This window comes from Pseudarthrobacter sulfonivorans (assembly GCF_031454915.1).
In the GTDB taxonomy this organism is placed as follows: domain Bacteria; phylum Actinomycetota; class Actinomycetes; order Actinomycetales; family Micrococcaceae; genus Arthrobacter; species Arthrobacter sulfonivorans_C.
The window spans coordinates 197671-212416 of record NZ_JAVDRS010000003.1; the positions used below are offsets into that span (position 1 = coordinate 197671).

Genomic DNA, 14746 nt, shown 5'->3' on the forward strand with positions numbered 1-14746 from the left:
TCGCGTATTTGCACTCCCAGCGGACTCCCATGTTGGCCGCAGGTTGCTCACAAGTTGCCCGCCTAACGTAGTTACTACCTCATTGAGGGTGCGAGTGATGCGGCAAGCATGGGGATGTTTGCCCGAGGCGCCGGTGGTTTGCAGCAGGTTTTCCCCCATTTTCCTGCTGTGGACGCCGGCGCTTTCGCGTTAACCGGCAGCAGGCACCGTTAACGGGCAGCAGGCACACCGATGTGTGGTGCCGGATCCAGCGGACCGGCAAAGACCAACTGGTCCAGCCGGCGCAGGATCAGGCCTTCGCGCAGCGCCCAGGGGCAGATTCGCATCTTCTTGAACTTGAACATTTCCAGTGCAGCTTCCGCCACCAGTGCGCCTGCGAGCAACTGGTGCGCACGGGCATCGGATACACCCGGAAGAAAAAGCCGGTCCTCGACCTTCATGGCGGAAATCCGCTGGGCCCAGACACCCAGGTCGGTGGCGTTTAGCTCACGCTTCACGTAGGGGCCAGCGGCGCTCGGGGCTGCCCCGGCGATCCGGGCAAGCGACCGGAAGGTTTTGGAAGTTCCTGCCACCATGTTCGCCCGGCCAAGGCCCTCGAACTGCTTCACTGCAGGGGCGAGCGTGGCTCGGATGTAGCGGCGCAGCTCCTTGACGCTTTTTGCCGACGGCGGATCTTCGGCCAGCCAGTCCCGGGTCAGGCGGCTGGCACCGAGCGGAACGGACGTTGCCACCTCCGGCAGCTCGTCCTGGCCAAACGCCATTTCGAAGGAGCCGCCGCCAATGTCCAAGTTCAGGACTGGTCCGGCGCCCCAGCCGTACCAGCGGCGCACAGCGAAAAAGGTCATGGATGCCTCTTCGCTGCCGGTCAGTTCCTGCAGGGTCACCGTGGTCTCGTGCTTCACGCGCGCCAGCACAGCAGGACCGTTGGTGGCTTCACGGATGGCGGATGTACAGAAGGCCAGCAGATCGTCGGCCTTGTGCCTGGCGGCGAATTCCCAGGCTTCCAGGACAAATTCGGTCAGCTCGTGCTGGCCGGCATCGTTGATGTTGCCGTCGCCGTCCAGGTACTGGACCAGGGACAGCGGCCGCTTGTGCGAGGCGAAGGGAACCGGGCGCGCGCCGGGGTGGGCATCCACCAGAAGAAGGTGGACAGTGTTTGACCCGATATCGAGGACGCCTAGCCGCATCCTGCCATTATTCCCCTGCCCGGGCCTTCACTCACAACCGGTCCAAAAATCGTCAGTTGGCGGAAGGGTCCTCGGGTGAGCCGTCGGGAAGCTCATCGGCGCGCTTGAAATCGCGTTTGATGTTGGCGACGCCTTCGGGGTTGATCTCGAAGCCGTACGCGGCCCCGGGGTTGATCACCATGCCCAGTTCCTCGCCGATGTTGGCGATGATGGCTGCTCCCTGCGTCCCCAGGACGTTCGGAGCCGCCTCCAGGTACTGCTCGTCGACGCGGCTGGGGTGCGAGAAGACCGCCAGTACCGGCTCGCCCTCGGAATTCGCCAGGACCAGCGGCTCCACCTGGGAATCTTCGCCTTCGAGCCCGTCGGTGCTGATGACGTAGACCTCGCTGTTGAGGAACGACAGGATGACGTCCACCGGACTGCCCTCGGGTTGTCCGCCCAGGGCGAGCTTCTCTTCGAGGTCATTGAGCGGCGTGGGATCGGCTGTGCCGGGCTGTTCAGTCATGTATCTACTCGACCACGTTGTGCCCGGCACCGCAATTCGACTAACCCGGACGGGCGCAATCCTCGGCGTGCTCGCTCGTACCTCGCTTAGACGCACGCTGCCGGATTCCTCCCATCCGGGTTTCGACAAGCTCAACCACCGGGTCGAGCTACAAGCCACCCCCGGCGCCTATTTTTTGGCGGGGGCCTTCTTCTTTGCCGGGGCCTTGCGGGCTGTTGTGGTCCGCTTGACCGGACCCTTGGCCCGCTTCTCGGCCAAGAGTTCAATGGCCTGCTCGCGGGTCAGCTCCTCCAGGGAGGTGGCTCGCGGCACGGTGATGTTGGTGATGCCGTCGGTGATGTACGGGCCGAAGCGGCCTTCCTTCACCACGATGTTCTTCTCCGACACGGGGTCCGGACCGAACTCTGCCAGCGGCGGCACCGCGGCACGGGCTCCACGCTGCTTGGGCTGGGAGTAGATCTCCAGCGCCTGCTCCAGGGTGATGGTGAAGATTTCCTCTTCCGTGCCGATGGAGCGCGAGTCCGTGCCCTTCTTCAGGTACGGGCCAAAGCGGCCGTTCTGCACCGTGATGAGGTTGCCTTCGGCGTCCTCGCCGAGGGCCCGCGGCAGGCTCATCAACTGGAGGGCTTCGTCCAGGGTGACGGAGTCAACGGTCATCGACGCAAACAGCGATCCGGTGCGCGGTTTGGCCTTGACGGGCTTCTTCGGCGGCTTGGGCTTGCCGTTCTTGTAGTACTCAACGGGCTGGTTGGCGATCTGCTCCTCGGTCATCTCCGGGATGACCTCGGTGACGTAGGCGCCGTAGCGGCCGTTCTTGGCAACAACGGTGTGGCCGGTGTGCGGATCCGCGCCCAGGACGCGTTCTTCGGGCGCAGCCGTTTCCATCAGCTCGATGGCTTTGGCAGCCGTCAGCTCATCCGGAGCCAGGTCCTCTGGCACGTTGGCGCGCGAGTTCTCCACGATTTCGCCGGTTTTCGGATCCACCGTGGCTGCGGAGCTTTCCAGGTATGGGCCGAACTTGCCCACCCGCAGCGTGATCTCATCCGTGATGGGAATGGAGTTGATCTCCCGGGCATCGATCTCGCCCAGGTTGTTCACGATGCTGAGCAGTCCGGGATCGGCGTCCTCGCCGAAGTAGAAGTGGCGGAGCCAGGCGGACCCCACGGCCTGGCCGTTGGCGATCTTGTCCAGGTCGCCTTCCATGTCCGCCGTGAACTCGTAGTCCACATAGTCCGTGAAGTGCTGCTCGAGCAGTCGGATCACGGAGAACGCGATCCAGCTGGGCACCAGCGCGGAGCCCTGTTTCCGGACGTAACCGCGGTCCTGGATGGTGGAGATGGTGGAGGCATAGGTTGACGGACGGCCGATGCCCTTTTTCTCGAGCTCGGCAGTCAGTGACGCTTCCGTGAAGCGCGGCGGCGGGGAGGTCTCGTGGCCAACAGCCACAATGTCCGACGCCGTGAGGGCATCATCCTTCGCCACGTTCGGGAGCCTGCGGGCCTCGTCGGAGTCGTCGTCGCCGCGGCTCTCGTCCTTGCCTTCTTCATACGCAGCCAGGAAGCCGGGGAAGGTGATGACTGTGCCGGAGGCGGAGAATTCAGCGTCCCTGCCGTCAGTAGCAACGGCACCCAGGCGGATGGTCGCCGTCGAACCCTTGGCATCGCCCATCTGGGATGCGACGGTGCGCTTCCAGATCAGCTCGTACAGGCGGAACTCGTCACCGGAAAGCTGCTTGGCCACCTGGGCCGGGGTGCGGAAGGAGTCACCGGCGGGGCGGATGGCCTCGTGGGCTTCCTGCGCGTTCGCGGCCTTGCTGGAGTAGACCCGCGGCGACGCCGGGATGTACTCCGGGCCGTACAGCTCGGAGGCCTGGCGGCGGGCAGCCGTGACGGCTTCGTCGCTCAGCGCCGACGAGTCGGTACGCATATAGGTGATGTAGCCGTTTTCATACAGGCGCTGGGCGATCTGCATGGTGCTCTTGGAGGAGAAGCGCAGCTTGCGGCCGGCTTCCTGCTGCAGCGTGGAGGTGGTGAACGGCGCGGCGGGACGGCGGGTGTACGGCTTGGTGTCCACGGAGCGGACGCGGAAGTCCGCATCCTGGAGGCCTGCTGCCAGCGACGTCGCCAGCTCCTCGTTCAGGTGGACGGCATTGCGGGCGGTGAGTACGCCGTCGTCGTTAAAGTCGCGCCCGCTGGCCACCTTGGAGCCGTCAACGGCCGCGAGTTTGGCTTTAAACGACGAAGCAGAAGCGGAGCCGGCGCCGAACTGGCCCGTCAGGTCCCAGTACGAGGCGGCCTTGAAAGCCATGCGTTCGCGTTCGCGGTCCACCACCATGCGGGTGACCACGGACTGGACGCGGCCGGCGGAGAGGCCGCGGGCCACTTTGCGCCAGAGCACGGGAGAAATTTCGTAGCCGTAAAGGCGGTCCAGGACGCGGCGCGTTTCCTGCGCATCCACCAGGGCCGTATCAACATCGCGCAGGTTGTCCATGGCGCGGTGGATGGCTTCCTTGGTGATTTCGCCGAACGTCATCCGGTACACCGGGACCTTGGGCTTGAGCACTTCCAGCAGGTGCCACGCGATGGCCTCGCCCTCGCGGTCCCCATCGGTTGCGAGATAGAGGGCGTCGGCGTCCTTGAGCGCTGCCTTCAGCTCGGTGACCTTTTTCCGCTTGTCTGCGGACACCACGTAATACGGTTTGAAGTCGTTTTCGATGTCGACGGCGAACTTGCCCACCGAGGTCTTCTTCAGTTCCGCGGGAAGCTCGGACGGCTGCGGCAGGTCGCGGATGTGACCAATGGAGGCCTCTACGATGAAGCCTTCGCCGAGGTATTTGGCGATGGTTTTGCTCTTGGCCGGAGACTCCACAATCACGAGTTTTTTGCCGGTTTTGGCCTTGCTTGGCACGGTGCTCCTACAGAAAAAGGTTGCTCGGGCAGATGAGCCCATACTCGCCTAGTTCACCATATTTTGGCCGACGATGCGCATTCATGTGGAAAACGTGGGGGTCTGGAGGACGCTTCCCTGGCCCGGATTCGCCGTTTTTCAACGCTGCAGGGATCCTTGCTATTCGGCCGGCAGCAGGAATCCGTCGCGGACCAGATTGCCCACTTCGGTGAGCAGCCCGGCCCGGAATGCGTCGCCGTCGAACCCGTCCTCGCCGGCAAGGCTTCCGCCGAGCAGCGCGGCCAGGGCGCCGATGATCTGCCCGACCGAAAGGTCGCCGTCGCACGCGGAAACGAAGCCGGCCAACTCGGTGCTGAGCAGGTTGGTCCGGCGCAGCCCGGCACCCTGCCGGAGAAGGATCACACCCGGGTGCTCGGCGCCGGGGCGCTGGTGGCGCTCCTCGGTGACGTCGTCCGCCACGAGCAGGTGCGCATTCTCAAGACTGTGCGCGGCCAGCCAGTCGGAACGTTCGACGGCGGCGCCCAGGTGCGGCCCGACGGGCTGTTCGATCGGGTACGTGATTTCCTCGAAGCGGCTGATGGTGGCTGCGCCGGGTCCGGCGGCGGCGGACCCGGCAAGGTTGCCTCCGGCGGCAGGCCGCCGCAGCCAGATCATGCCGAAGCCGATCCCCGCCACGTTCCGGGAGGCGAAGTCCGCGAGGTAGGCGGCGTAGGCGTCGCGGTAGTGCTGCCGGTCACGGGATTCGGAGGCGTCCTGCAGCCACGTTTCGGCGTACTGCTCCGGGCTGACCTGCTCGCGCTGGATGAACCAGGCATCCGTGTCCGGACTGGCCCAGCTTTGGGGCCGTTCAGCCCAGGCCGCTCCCGCCGGGATCTCCCAGTTGCCCAATAACTGGGCTGTTCCGGCCGGAGCCAGCACCGTGGGAAGGGCCCGGACCAGCGAGGACACAATCTCGTCGCCGGGCAGGCCGCCGTCGCGGTAGGTGAACTGCCCGGCGGCTTCCTCACCCAATGTCCGCGGCGTGATCACAAACGGCGGGTTGGACACCACGAGGTCAAATTCCTCGCCTGTCACGGGGTCCAGGAGCGAGCCCAGCCGCAGGCTCACCCGGTCCTCCAGGTGCTCCGGATCCAGGTGGAGCACCTCGGCGTTCAGGAGCAGGTTGAACCGGGTGAAGGCCAGCGCACGTTCTGAGATGTCCGTGGCCGTGACGTGCTCGGCGTGGTGCAGGAGGTGGAAGGACTGGATGCCGCAGCCCGTCCCCAGGTCCAGCGCTTTGGCCACATGCCGGCGGACAGTGGTCTGCACCAGCGTGGTGGAAGCCTGCCCGATCCCCAGCACGTGGTCATGCCGCAGCACACCGGCCTGCTGGTGCGCTGCGAGGTCGCTGGCCACCCAGAGCTCGGCGCCGCCGCTGCCATCTTCGTTGGCATCCCAGCCGTATGGCCTCAGGTCCGCTTTGGCCTGCATCAGCCCGTCGCCTGACGGATCAGCGCCGGGCACGGGCTCCAGCAGCCCCAACTCCGCGAGGCCCTCGGCCCGGATCCCGGGCAGGGCGGCGTCGAGCGTTGCCCGCGTCTGCGGTTCCGCCAGGAGCCAGAGACGTACGACGGCGGCGAGCGCCGCCGTCGAAGACCCACCATGGGCAGCACTCTCGGTGGCCAGCAGGGCCGGGATGATCTGGTCGCGGTTCAGCGCGTTGTAGGCCGACTCGCCCAGCAGCCCGGCCACGCCGTCGAGCGTGTAGTCCACCGCCCGCAGGTCCGCGGCGAGCGCGGACAGCAGCCCGGGCAGGTCGCTGCGCGGGGCGTCGGGGGTGTTGCCGGCCAGGAAGAGCGTGGAATCAGTCACCGCCCAAGTCTATTGGCGGGCTGTGCCGCCACGGGCTGCGCCCCAACTGGCGGCTACAGGTTCTCCTCCGCGTAGATCTTCAGGGCGTCCCGGACGAAGCCGGCCCCGTCCGTGCCGCCGTAGTTCCTGGCGAAGCGCGGGTCCGCAACGTACATCTCGCCGAGGCCGGTGACGTACCCCTTGACGTCGCCCTTCCCACCTTCGCTGCCCCGGGCGTCCGACGCCGGCGTGCCCGGGATTCCGGTCAGCCACTGGACGTGCCGCTTCGCGAGTGCCTGGGCTTCTGCGCTGTCGGGGGCGATGCCGGCTGTGGCGGCCGCGATCCAGTCCTCACCCAACTGCTGCGAGCGCTGCTTCCAGGCGGCCTTCTCGTCTGCGCTCATGCCGCGCCACCACGAATCCCCCTTCGCGTAGGCGTCCTTGCCCCAGCGTTCCTCCACCTCGTCCTTGTATTGCGTGTGGTCGAAACCGTTGAACATCTCTTCTGCCATGATTTCGCCCCCTCCTTTCACTGCGTTGATGGTTTGTGTGACGGACGCGATCTGCCGTGCCAGCCTGTCCTGTTCCTGCTTGAGCCATTCCAGATGGCCGGTGAGGGCCTTCGCGGCGTCTGTTTCGTTGTCGAGCACTTGGCTGATCACCGGCAGGCCCAGCCCGAGTCCGCGCAAGAGCAGGATGCGCTGGAGCTGTACCAGGGCAGCCCGGTTGTAGTAGCGGTAGCCGTTGTGGCCGGTGCGGCTCGGTTTGAGCAAACCGATGTTGTCGTAGTGGCGAAGCGTCCTGCTGGTGGTGCCGGCGATCCGGGCGATGTCCTGGATGGACCAGTCCATACCTTCCTCCTTCCGTTGCCTTCGGGCGCCTGGCCGCGGGTGTGTCCCGCGTCTGCCCGGGGTCTGTCCGGCTGATATCTCAACGATAATTGTTGACGTTGCGTCAAGGTCAAGGCGCCCGGATCACGGATTCCCAGGCGCTCCGGGTAAGTTTGAAGCATGGCTCTCTTTCCCACCTCCATGCCGCGCGCCCTGGCCGCCGCGGCAGCAGCCGCCGTCGTTCTGGGCGTTTCCGGCTGCGCACAGCAGCTCTCGGTGGAGAATGCCGATGTGCCGGAGTGGAAAGCCACGGCGATGCCTTCGGTCAGCGGCATCGTGGCCGAAGACGCCGGCAAGATCCTCAATGCCCGGCCCGTGGACCACACAGAGAATGTACCGGCAGGCAAGTACACGTTGACGCTGGTCTGCGAAGGCGGGGGCAAGGCTTTCCTCGCCGTGCGCTCCGGCGGCAAAGAGCTCGTGGACCTCGGAGCGGCATGCTACGGAACCCGCGAGACGGCGAAAATCACCATCACAGAAACAGGCCCGCTGGAGCTCAGCGCCTCCAGCGTGGACGCACCGACGCTCTACGCTTACCAGCTCGTACAGTCCGGGTAGTGCCCACAAACCCGGTGCAGCCTCTCTTTGTGGCAGGCTGCATGCTGCTGGCAGCGGCCGTGCGCCCGGCTGGACCCCAACCACTCCGGCGCGGCCGGCTGACACCGTTTCCCCTACTTTAAGTAGGGGACGTGGTCCCCGGTCCGGCTGGATCTGCCGGCATTAGAGTCGGCTTATGCCCGCAGTTACGGGGGCGGCGCCGCCTCGTCATGCGGATTTCCTTCCGGGCCATCACCTGTCCGGGAAGGTGGCCCTGCGCTCCCGGCCGAGGGCCGCCGTCGTGCTCGCAACGGCGGCCGCCCTGCTGGCCGGAGCCGCGCTGGCTGGCTGCGAGTACACCTACGACGACGGCTGGCAGCCCGCGCTCAACGGTGTCTCGGCGTCGCCGCGGGTCACCGAGCCCGATTTTGCCGCCGATCGATGGCAGAACGATCCAGTGGACGAGGCGGACCTTGAAGCCTGGCTTGAGACGGTCCAGCTCGGGGCCGGCCTGCAGGTCCAGCACCGGGGCTACGGCCTGCTGCGCGCGGGCGAAGTCCGGACCGAAACTGCGGCCAGCCTGCCGGTGGGAACGTACGTCTTGGCGCTGGTGTGCCGCAGCCAACGGCCAGTCACCTTTACGGTCAGCAACGAGACGTACACCATGGTGCACCTCAGCCTGCGGTGCGGAACGAAGCGGCAGGACGTGATCTACCTGCCCAAGGAAACGGTGCTGACTTTCCGGGTGGAAGCAGGGTCCGAGGCTAATTACGCGTACCGGCTGATCTGGCTCTGAGCCTTGCTGCACGTCTCCGGGCGCACGATCCTCATGCGGCGCTCAGGCAGCGCAGCCTTCCGGGCAGCGCAGCGTCTCCGGGCTGGCGGCGCACTCGGCGCAGTACAGCGTCAGGGTACGGCAGCTGAGGTTGGAGCAGTTCTCGAATTTGCTGGTGGGTGCGGCACAGCGGACACATTCGCCGATGGTCTTCGCGTCCTCGCTGAATTCCAGGTGCATGCGCTTATCGAAGACGTAGAGCGAGCCTTCCCACAGGCCCTGGTCCTTGAACGTTTCGCCGTAGCGGACGATTCCGCCGTCGAGCTGGTACACCTCCTTGAAACCGCGGTTCACCATCAGGCTGGAGAGCACCTCGCACCGGATGCCGCCGGTGCAGTACGTGACCACGGGCTTGTCCTTGAGTGCGTCGTACTTGCCGGAGTCGAGTTCCTTGATGAAGTCGTGGGTGGTGGCAACGTCGGGGACGATGGCGTCCTTGAACTTGCCAATCTGCGCTTCGAAGGCGTTGCGGCCGTCGAAGAACACCACGTCCTCGCCGGACTGCTTCCTGGCCTCCACCAGCTCGTGCAGCTCTTCGGGCAACAGGTGCGTGCCGCCGCCGACCACACCGTTCGTATCGACCTGGAGTTCACCGGGAGCGCCGAAGGAGACGATCTCGTCCCGGACCTTAACGCTCAGCCGCGGGAAGTCCTCCGCGCCGCCGTCGGACCATTTCACGTCGATGCCGTGGAAGCCCTTGTATTCGCGGGTGGTCTTGACGTACTGCTTGACCGCGCCGATCTCGCCGCCCACCGTGGCGTTGATGCCGTCCTTGGAGATCAGGATGCGTCCGGTCAGCCCAAGTTTCTCGCAAAGGGCACGCTGCCAAAGCCGCACCGCGTCCGGATCTGCGATGGGGGTAAAGCCGTAAAAGAGCACAATTCGGTTCAAAGCCACGTATTTAAGGGTACTGGGTTTGGCCGCGTCGGGGCTGCCCGTCCGCTAGGGCTGGCTCGGGTTTGCCGCGGAGGCTGCGTCGCGCCTGTTCAGGGCGGTTTCGGCCGCCCGGTAGCCGAGGACGACGACGGCGAACGGCACCACGGTGGCCGTCACCGCTACCGCGATGGCATCTGCGCCGTTGCTGAGGACGAGGGCTGCGGCGCCGTCCCCCACCAGCCGCGGCACCAGGAACAGGACCAGCGCCGTCAGCAGCCCGCCCCATCCCGGCCGCCCCACCCCTTCCGGTTCCGGGCGGGACCCCAGGAACACCACGGGCTGCTTGGCCTTCTTGTGGATCAGGAGGCCAGCGGCCAACGGGACGAGCCCGCAGGCGAGCCAGACCCAGTAACCCACGCCCGTGGCCGCCTCCCAGTACCGGGCGCCGCCAACCATGGCGACCATAAGGGCGACACAGACGAGCAGTGGCAGCGGAAAGGTGTTCGTGGACGGATCCTTGGCGGCAGGCATTTCGCCAGTCTGGTCTGGTCACGATTGCATAAGCAAGTCACATCCCGGCACCCACCCCCTGTTGCTTGTGACGGGGCTGGAATACCCTCATCACATGAGTCCGGACGCCATGGTTGAAGACATCACACACCTTCTCGAGGTCTGGGTAACCGGTTGGGCCGGTTGCCGCGGGTACCAGACATCCACTGAAGGCCGCTTCCCCGCTGTACTGCGGGCCGACACCACACGGGAATGGGAGTACTTTTCCCACGACCCTTCCGACGACGAGTTCGCGGCCTTGGTTGCCAAGACAGCGGAAGCTCCCACGCGGATTTTGACGATACTGACCAACGACGTCCTCCGCTATAGCCAGCTGGCCGAGAAGCACGGACTCAACATCACGTCCGCGTCGCAGGCCATGATGATCGTGGACATGGAAACGCAGGACACGGAGGATCCGTGGCTCTCGGATGACGATCTGAACCTGGTCACGTCCGAACTCGACGGTGTCCACCACGCGGTGGTCCGTTCCGGTGACACCGTGGCGGCCAGCGGCCGGGTGTTTGTGGTGGGCGGGACGGCGGTGTTCGACAAGATCGTGGTCCAGCCCGCGTTCCAGCGCCGCGGCCTGGGCAGCTTCATAATGAAGGCCCTCGCGGCGCAGGCCATTGGACCGGATGTGGAAAACGGTCTGTTGCTGGCATCTCTGGACGGCCAGAAACTGTATTCGCACCTGGGCTGGTCCGTTGTGTGCCGTGTGCTGATGATGTCCACCTCCGACGAGGGTTCTGACCTGTCCGTGGGCTGATTTTTCCGCGGGTGAAAGAATGTTGGGGTGAACCCCCATGACTCGCTGATCCCCTTGCTGGGCCGCGGCCCGGACCCGGAGCAGCTCCGTCATGTCCGCACCATCCCCGCGCGCCGGGCGGTCCACGAGGCGTGGCCGGACTGGGCCCACCCCGATCTGGTTGCGGCCTATGGATCACTTGGCATCCACCAGCCCTACCGGCACCAGATCCAGGCTGCCGATCTTGCCCACGCCGGCGAGCACGTGGTGATTGCCACCGGCACCGCGTCCGGAAAATCCCTTGCGTACCAGTTGCCGGCGCTGGACGCCATCCACCGCTCCGAGCTGCGGGTCCTGTCCGAACCGGGAAAAATCCACGACGACGGCGCCGTGACGCTGTATCTCTCGCCCACCAAAGCGCTCGCCGCGGACCAGCTCGCCGCCATCCGTTCGTTGAAGCTCCCCACCGTGCGTGCGGAGACTTACGACGGCGACACCGACCCAGCGTCCCGCCGCTGGATCCGGGACCACGCCAATTTCATCCTCGCCAACCCGGATATGCTGCACTTCGGCATTTTGCCCAACCACGCCTGGTGGGCCAGCTTCTTCCGGCGGCTGCGGTACGTGATTGTGGATGAAGCCCACAGCTACCGCGGGGTGTTCGGCTCGCACGTGGCCAACCTGATGCGCCGGCTGCGCCGCATCTGCGCGTACTACGGCGCCGGGACCTCCCACCCGGGCCCGGTGTTCATTGCCGCCTCCGCTACTGCTTCGGAGCCCGGTACGTCGTTTGGCCGGCTGATTGGCGCGCCGGTCCGGGCCGTTGCCGAGGACTGCTCGCCGCATGGTTCCACCACCGTGGCCTTCTGGGAGCCCGCGCTGACGGAGCTCAAGGGCGAGAACGGGGCCAAGGAACGGCGCACTGCCGTTGCTGAGACGGCCGATCTGTTGGCGAACCTGGTCTCGGCCAGGATCCGGACCATCGCCTTCATCAAATCCCGGCGGGGCGCGGAGACCATTTCGTCCATCACCAAACGCCTCCTGGACGAGGTGGATCCAAGCCTTCCGCAGCGCGTGGCCGCGTACCGGTCCGGGTACCTGCCGGAGGAGCGGCGCGCCTTGGAGAAGGCGCTCCGCTCCGGTGAGCTCCTGGGTGTCTCCAGCACGTCCGCCTTGGAACTCGGCATCGACATTTCCGGGCTGGACGCCGTGCTGGTGGCTGGCTGGCCGGGCACCCGGGCGTCGCTGTTCCAGCAGATCGGCCGGGCCGGACGCGCAGGCCAGGACGCCATCGCTGCCTTTGTTGCCAGCGATGATCCGTTGGACACCTACCTGGTGAACCATCCGGAAGCGATCTTTGACGTTTCGGTCGAAGCGACCGTTTTTGATCCGTCCAATCCTTATGTATTGGGGCCGCATCTTTGCGCCGCCGCCGCTGAGCTCCCGCTTGGCGTGGCCGAACTGGAGCTTTTCGGCAGTACGTCCGAGAAGCTGCTGGGGCAGCTGGTGGCCCAGGGCTACCTGCGCCGCCGGCCTGCGGGCTGGTTCTGGACCCACTCCCAGAGCGCTGCTGCCATGGTGAACCTCAGGGCCGACGGCGGCGGACCGGTCAGCATCGTGGACGCGGACACTGGCTCCCTGCTGGGGACCATGGACTCGCCGCAGACGCACTACCAGGCCCACACCGGGGCGGTCTATGTCCACCAGGGCGACAGTTACGTGGTGGAGGAGCTGAACGAAGACGACCACTGCGTGATGGTCCGCCGCGCCAACCCCGATTACTACACCACGGCCCGGGACGTCACCCAGATCGAGGTCCTCGAAACGCAGCGGACCGCGCAGTGGGGCGACGTCACGGTGCACTTCGGGGACGTCAAAGTGACAACTCAAGTGGTCTCCTTCCAGCGGAAAGCCCTGATTTCCAACGAAATCCTGGGCGAGGAACCCTTGGAACTGGGAGCCCGGGACCTGTTCACCAAGGCCGTGTGGTTTGTGGTGGAGAACCGCTCGCTGACGGGTGCCGGACTGATCGAGGCACAGTTCCCCGGGGCCCTTCATGCCGCCGAACACGCCGCCATCGGCCTGCTGCCGCTGGTGGCTTCCAGTGACCGCTGGGACATTGGCGGCGTGTCTACGGCCATCCATGCTGATACCGGAGTGCCCACCATCTTTGTGTACGACGGGCACCCCGGCGGTGCGGGCTTCGCCGAGCGCGGTTTCGACAAAGCCAAGGTCTGGCTCTCGGCGACACGGGATGCCATCAAGGCGTGTGAGTGTGAGTCCGGCTGCCCATCCTGCGTCCAGTCCCCCAAGTGCGGGAACAAGAACAATCCCCTGGACAAGGCTGCGGCCATCACGCTGATCAACGTCCTCCTCAAAGACTCCAGCGAAGCGCCACCCCGGGATGTGGAACTCCTGCCCCATCCCGAACGCGATCTCAACCCGGCTGCGGCTCAGGGCGGCGGTCCGGCCCGCGCATGACCGCTGGCAGCACCGAGCATGGTCCGTGCCTTGAGCTCGGTCCTGACTTCGACGGTTTGTCCTGCGCCTTCCGTGCAGCTCACGAGGGCGGCGTTGTGCCGGGCTGCCACGTCCGCGGCCACGGTACACGGATCGCCCGAGGTCAGGCCGCGAAGGGCATCAGCCCCTGCAAGCGCGGCCAGGTCCGCCGCTGCCGCCGCCCGGCTGGCCATCACTGCCGACTGCGCAAGAAGCAGCATCAGCACCATGGCCATGATGACCGTCAGGGCCAGTCCGGCCGCCAGGACTGTTCCCGAGCCGCGCTCGCGGTGGTCCCGGATCTGGACGCTCACGACAGGACGACATTCAGTGGGGGCAGCGGTTCGGGTGGCGCCAAGTGCGGCGGCAGGCCTGGCAGAGCCTGGGCCGGCGACAGCTGGTGAAAGGCCATGCCGGGGAGGGCCGTTCCGGACGCTGCCGGCGATTCGCTCCGTGTTGTTGCCCGTGCTGTCAGGGTCCAAGGCACCGTGGCCCCCATGGGACCGCCAACCCTGTCAGCAACGGTGACGCTCAGCCACTCGCCGTCGGCCGCCACGGACGCTGTGGCCGACGCTCCCGCCAAGGCCCTGACGATTCCTTCCACTGCTGCCGGGTCCTCGCCGCGGGCCAGTGCCCGGGCGCCGGCGTGCGCAGCTTCCTCGAGCCTGAGCTGGGTGACGCCGGCAGCGGCTCCGGACAGGAGCAGCGCGAGCAGCAGCAGGACAGCCGGCAGCGCCACCGCTAACTCAGCCGTGACGGCGCCCGTCATAGTGCCCGTCACGCAGCCCTGGGCGTTCCCCGGCCCGCGATCGCCACGACGGAATGAGGCGGCTGCTGGTTTCCTGATGCTGTCCTGCTTGATGTCCGGATACAGCGCTGCCGGCGCCCTGCTCATGGCAAGGCCAGCGCCGTGCGGATGAGGTTCAGCAGAAACCCCCGTACTTCGTCACTGCGGAGAATGAAGACCAGGAGTCCGGCGAAGCCCACCGCGGCCAGGGTGGCGATGGCGTATTCGGCCGTTGCCATTCCGGCATCCGAAGCCGTAAGCCGTTGCCGGCGCTCCTTCGCCTCGCGAACATTCGCGTCGCGAACAACGGGGTAAAGCTCCACAACGTTGCCTGCGGGCTCCGGGCCCTCCTGCCGTTGGCAGGTACACGCGCCCAACCCGTCAGTGGCAGCTGCTGGGGCGTCCCAGGCTGCGGTACCAGCAACTCCTGTGCTGAGCTCCGGTGCGGGGGCGGAGTAAAGGCTGTTTTGGATGATGGTCATGTTAGAGGTTTCCCTTCTGTGGTCCGGCCGAGTTGCCGGCTGCTTCGACTCTTCCGGGACCCGATCCGAGCGGTAAGGGCGGACCTGTCCCAAGTGGATAACCAGAGCCTTCAG

General features: G+C 66.1%; 14 protein-coding genes. 4 read left to right on the forward strand and 10 right to left on the reverse strand.

What is annotated here, in order from left to right:
• Positions 1-209 precede the first annotated feature (209 nt).
• From J2808_RS08835 to J2808_RS08855, 5 genes are all read right to left on the reverse strand, one after another.
• Positions 210-1187, reverse strand: coding sequence for a Ppx/GppA phosphatase family protein (locus J2808_RS08835; RefSeq protein ID WP_309814787.1), 978 nt, complete (start codon positions 1185-1187; stop codon positions 210-212).
• A 52-nt stretch (positions 1188-1239) separates the two neighbouring features.
• A complete protein-coding gene (locus tag J2808_RS08840) occupies positions 1240-1692 on the reverse strand; it encodes an SseB family protein (RefSeq protein WP_309814789.1) in 453 nt (150 codons plus the stop codon).
• Positions 1693-1860: 168 nt separating this feature from the next.
• Positions 1861-4599: a type I DNA topoisomerase gene (gene topA / locus J2808_RS08845; protein WP_309814792.1), complete on the reverse strand. Its 2739-nt coding sequence runs from the start codon at positions 4597-4599 to the stop codon at positions 1861-1863.
• Positions 4600-4758: 159 nt separating this feature from the next.
• Positions 4759-6450: a DUF7059 domain-containing protein gene (locus J2808_RS08850; protein ID WP_309814795.1), complete on the reverse strand. Its 1692-nt coding sequence runs from the start codon at positions 6448-6450 to the stop codon at positions 4759-4761.
• 53 nt (positions 6451-6503) lie between these two features.
• Positions 6504-7280, reverse strand: coding sequence for a MerR family transcriptional regulator (locus J2808_RS08855; protein ID WP_309814798.1), 777 nt, complete (start codon positions 7278-7280; stop codon positions 6504-6506).
• A gap of 159 nt (positions 7281-7439) precedes the next feature.
• Here J2808_RS08855 and J2808_RS08860 point away from each other — a divergent pair, with 159 nt between their 5' ends.
• Complete coding sequence (locus J2808_RS08860) at positions 7440-7877, forward strand: hypothetical protein (protein ID WP_309814801.1); 438 nt, start codon at positions 7440-7442, stop codon at positions 7875-7877.
• Between the two features lie 175 nt (positions 7878-8052).
• On the forward strand, positions 8053-8652 hold the full coding sequence (locus J2808_RS08865; protein WP_309814803.1) for a hypothetical protein: 600 nt from the start codon (positions 8053-8055) through the stop codon (positions 8650-8652).
• A gap of 42 nt (positions 8653-8694) precedes the next feature.
• Here the strand turns inward: J2808_RS08865 and trhO are convergent, their stop codons facing one another.
• Positions 8695-9588: an oxygen-dependent tRNA uridine(34) hydroxylase TrhO gene (trhO, locus tag J2808_RS08870; RefSeq protein ID WP_309814805.1), complete on the reverse strand. Its 894-nt coding sequence runs from the start codon at positions 9586-9588 to the stop codon at positions 8695-8697.
• 45 nt (positions 9589-9633) lie between these two features.
• A complete protein-coding gene (locus J2808_RS08875) occupies positions 9634-10098 on the reverse strand; it encodes a hypothetical protein (RefSeq protein ID WP_309814807.1) in 465 nt (154 codons plus the stop codon).
• Between the two features lie 94 nt (positions 10099-10192).
• Between J2808_RS08875 and J2808_RS08880 the strand changes: the two genes are divergently transcribed.
• Both J2808_RS08880 and J2808_RS08885 read left to right on the forward strand, forming a co-directional pair.
• The gene (locus tag J2808_RS08880; RefSeq protein WP_309814809.1) at positions 10193-10885 is read left to right on the forward strand and encodes a GNAT family N-acetyltransferase; all 693 of its coding nucleotides are present in this window, start codon (positions 10193-10195) and stop codon (positions 10883-10885) included.
• A 27-nt stretch (positions 10886-10912) separates the two neighbouring features.
• Complete coding sequence (locus J2808_RS08885) at positions 10913-13345, forward strand: DEAD/DEAH box helicase (RefSeq protein WP_309814812.1); 2433 nt, start codon at positions 10913-10915, stop codon at positions 13343-13345.
• On the opposite strand, the gene J2808_RS08890 is transcribed toward J2808_RS08885, so the two are convergent.
• Genes J2808_RS08890 through J2808_RS08900 form a run of 3 tightly spaced genes read right to left on the reverse strand, consistent with a single transcriptional unit; the run spans position 13318 to position 14632 of the window.
• Positions 13318-13677, reverse strand: a complete 360-nt coding sequence (locus tag J2808_RS08890) for an Rv3654c family TadE-like protein (protein WP_309814816.1) — start codon at positions 13675-13677, stop codon at positions 13318-13320. The two genes, J2808_RS08885 and J2808_RS08890, sit on opposite strands and share 28 nt — an antisense overlap.
• The gene (locus tag J2808_RS08895; RefSeq protein ID WP_309814819.1) at positions 13674-14258 is read right to left on the reverse strand and encodes a TadE family type IV pilus minor pilin; all 585 of its coding nucleotides are present in this window, start codon (positions 14256-14258) and stop codon (positions 13674-13676) included. The genes J2808_RS08890 and J2808_RS08895 overlap by 4 nt, the downstream gene beginning before the upstream one ends.
• On the reverse strand, positions 14255-14632 hold the full coding sequence (locus J2808_RS08900) for a DUF4244 domain-containing protein (protein ID WP_309814823.1): 378 nt from the start codon (positions 14630-14632) through the stop codon (positions 14255-14257). Before J2808_RS08900 ends, J2808_RS08895 begins: the two co-directional genes overlap by 4 nt.
• Positions 14633-14746 lie beyond the last annotated feature (114 nt).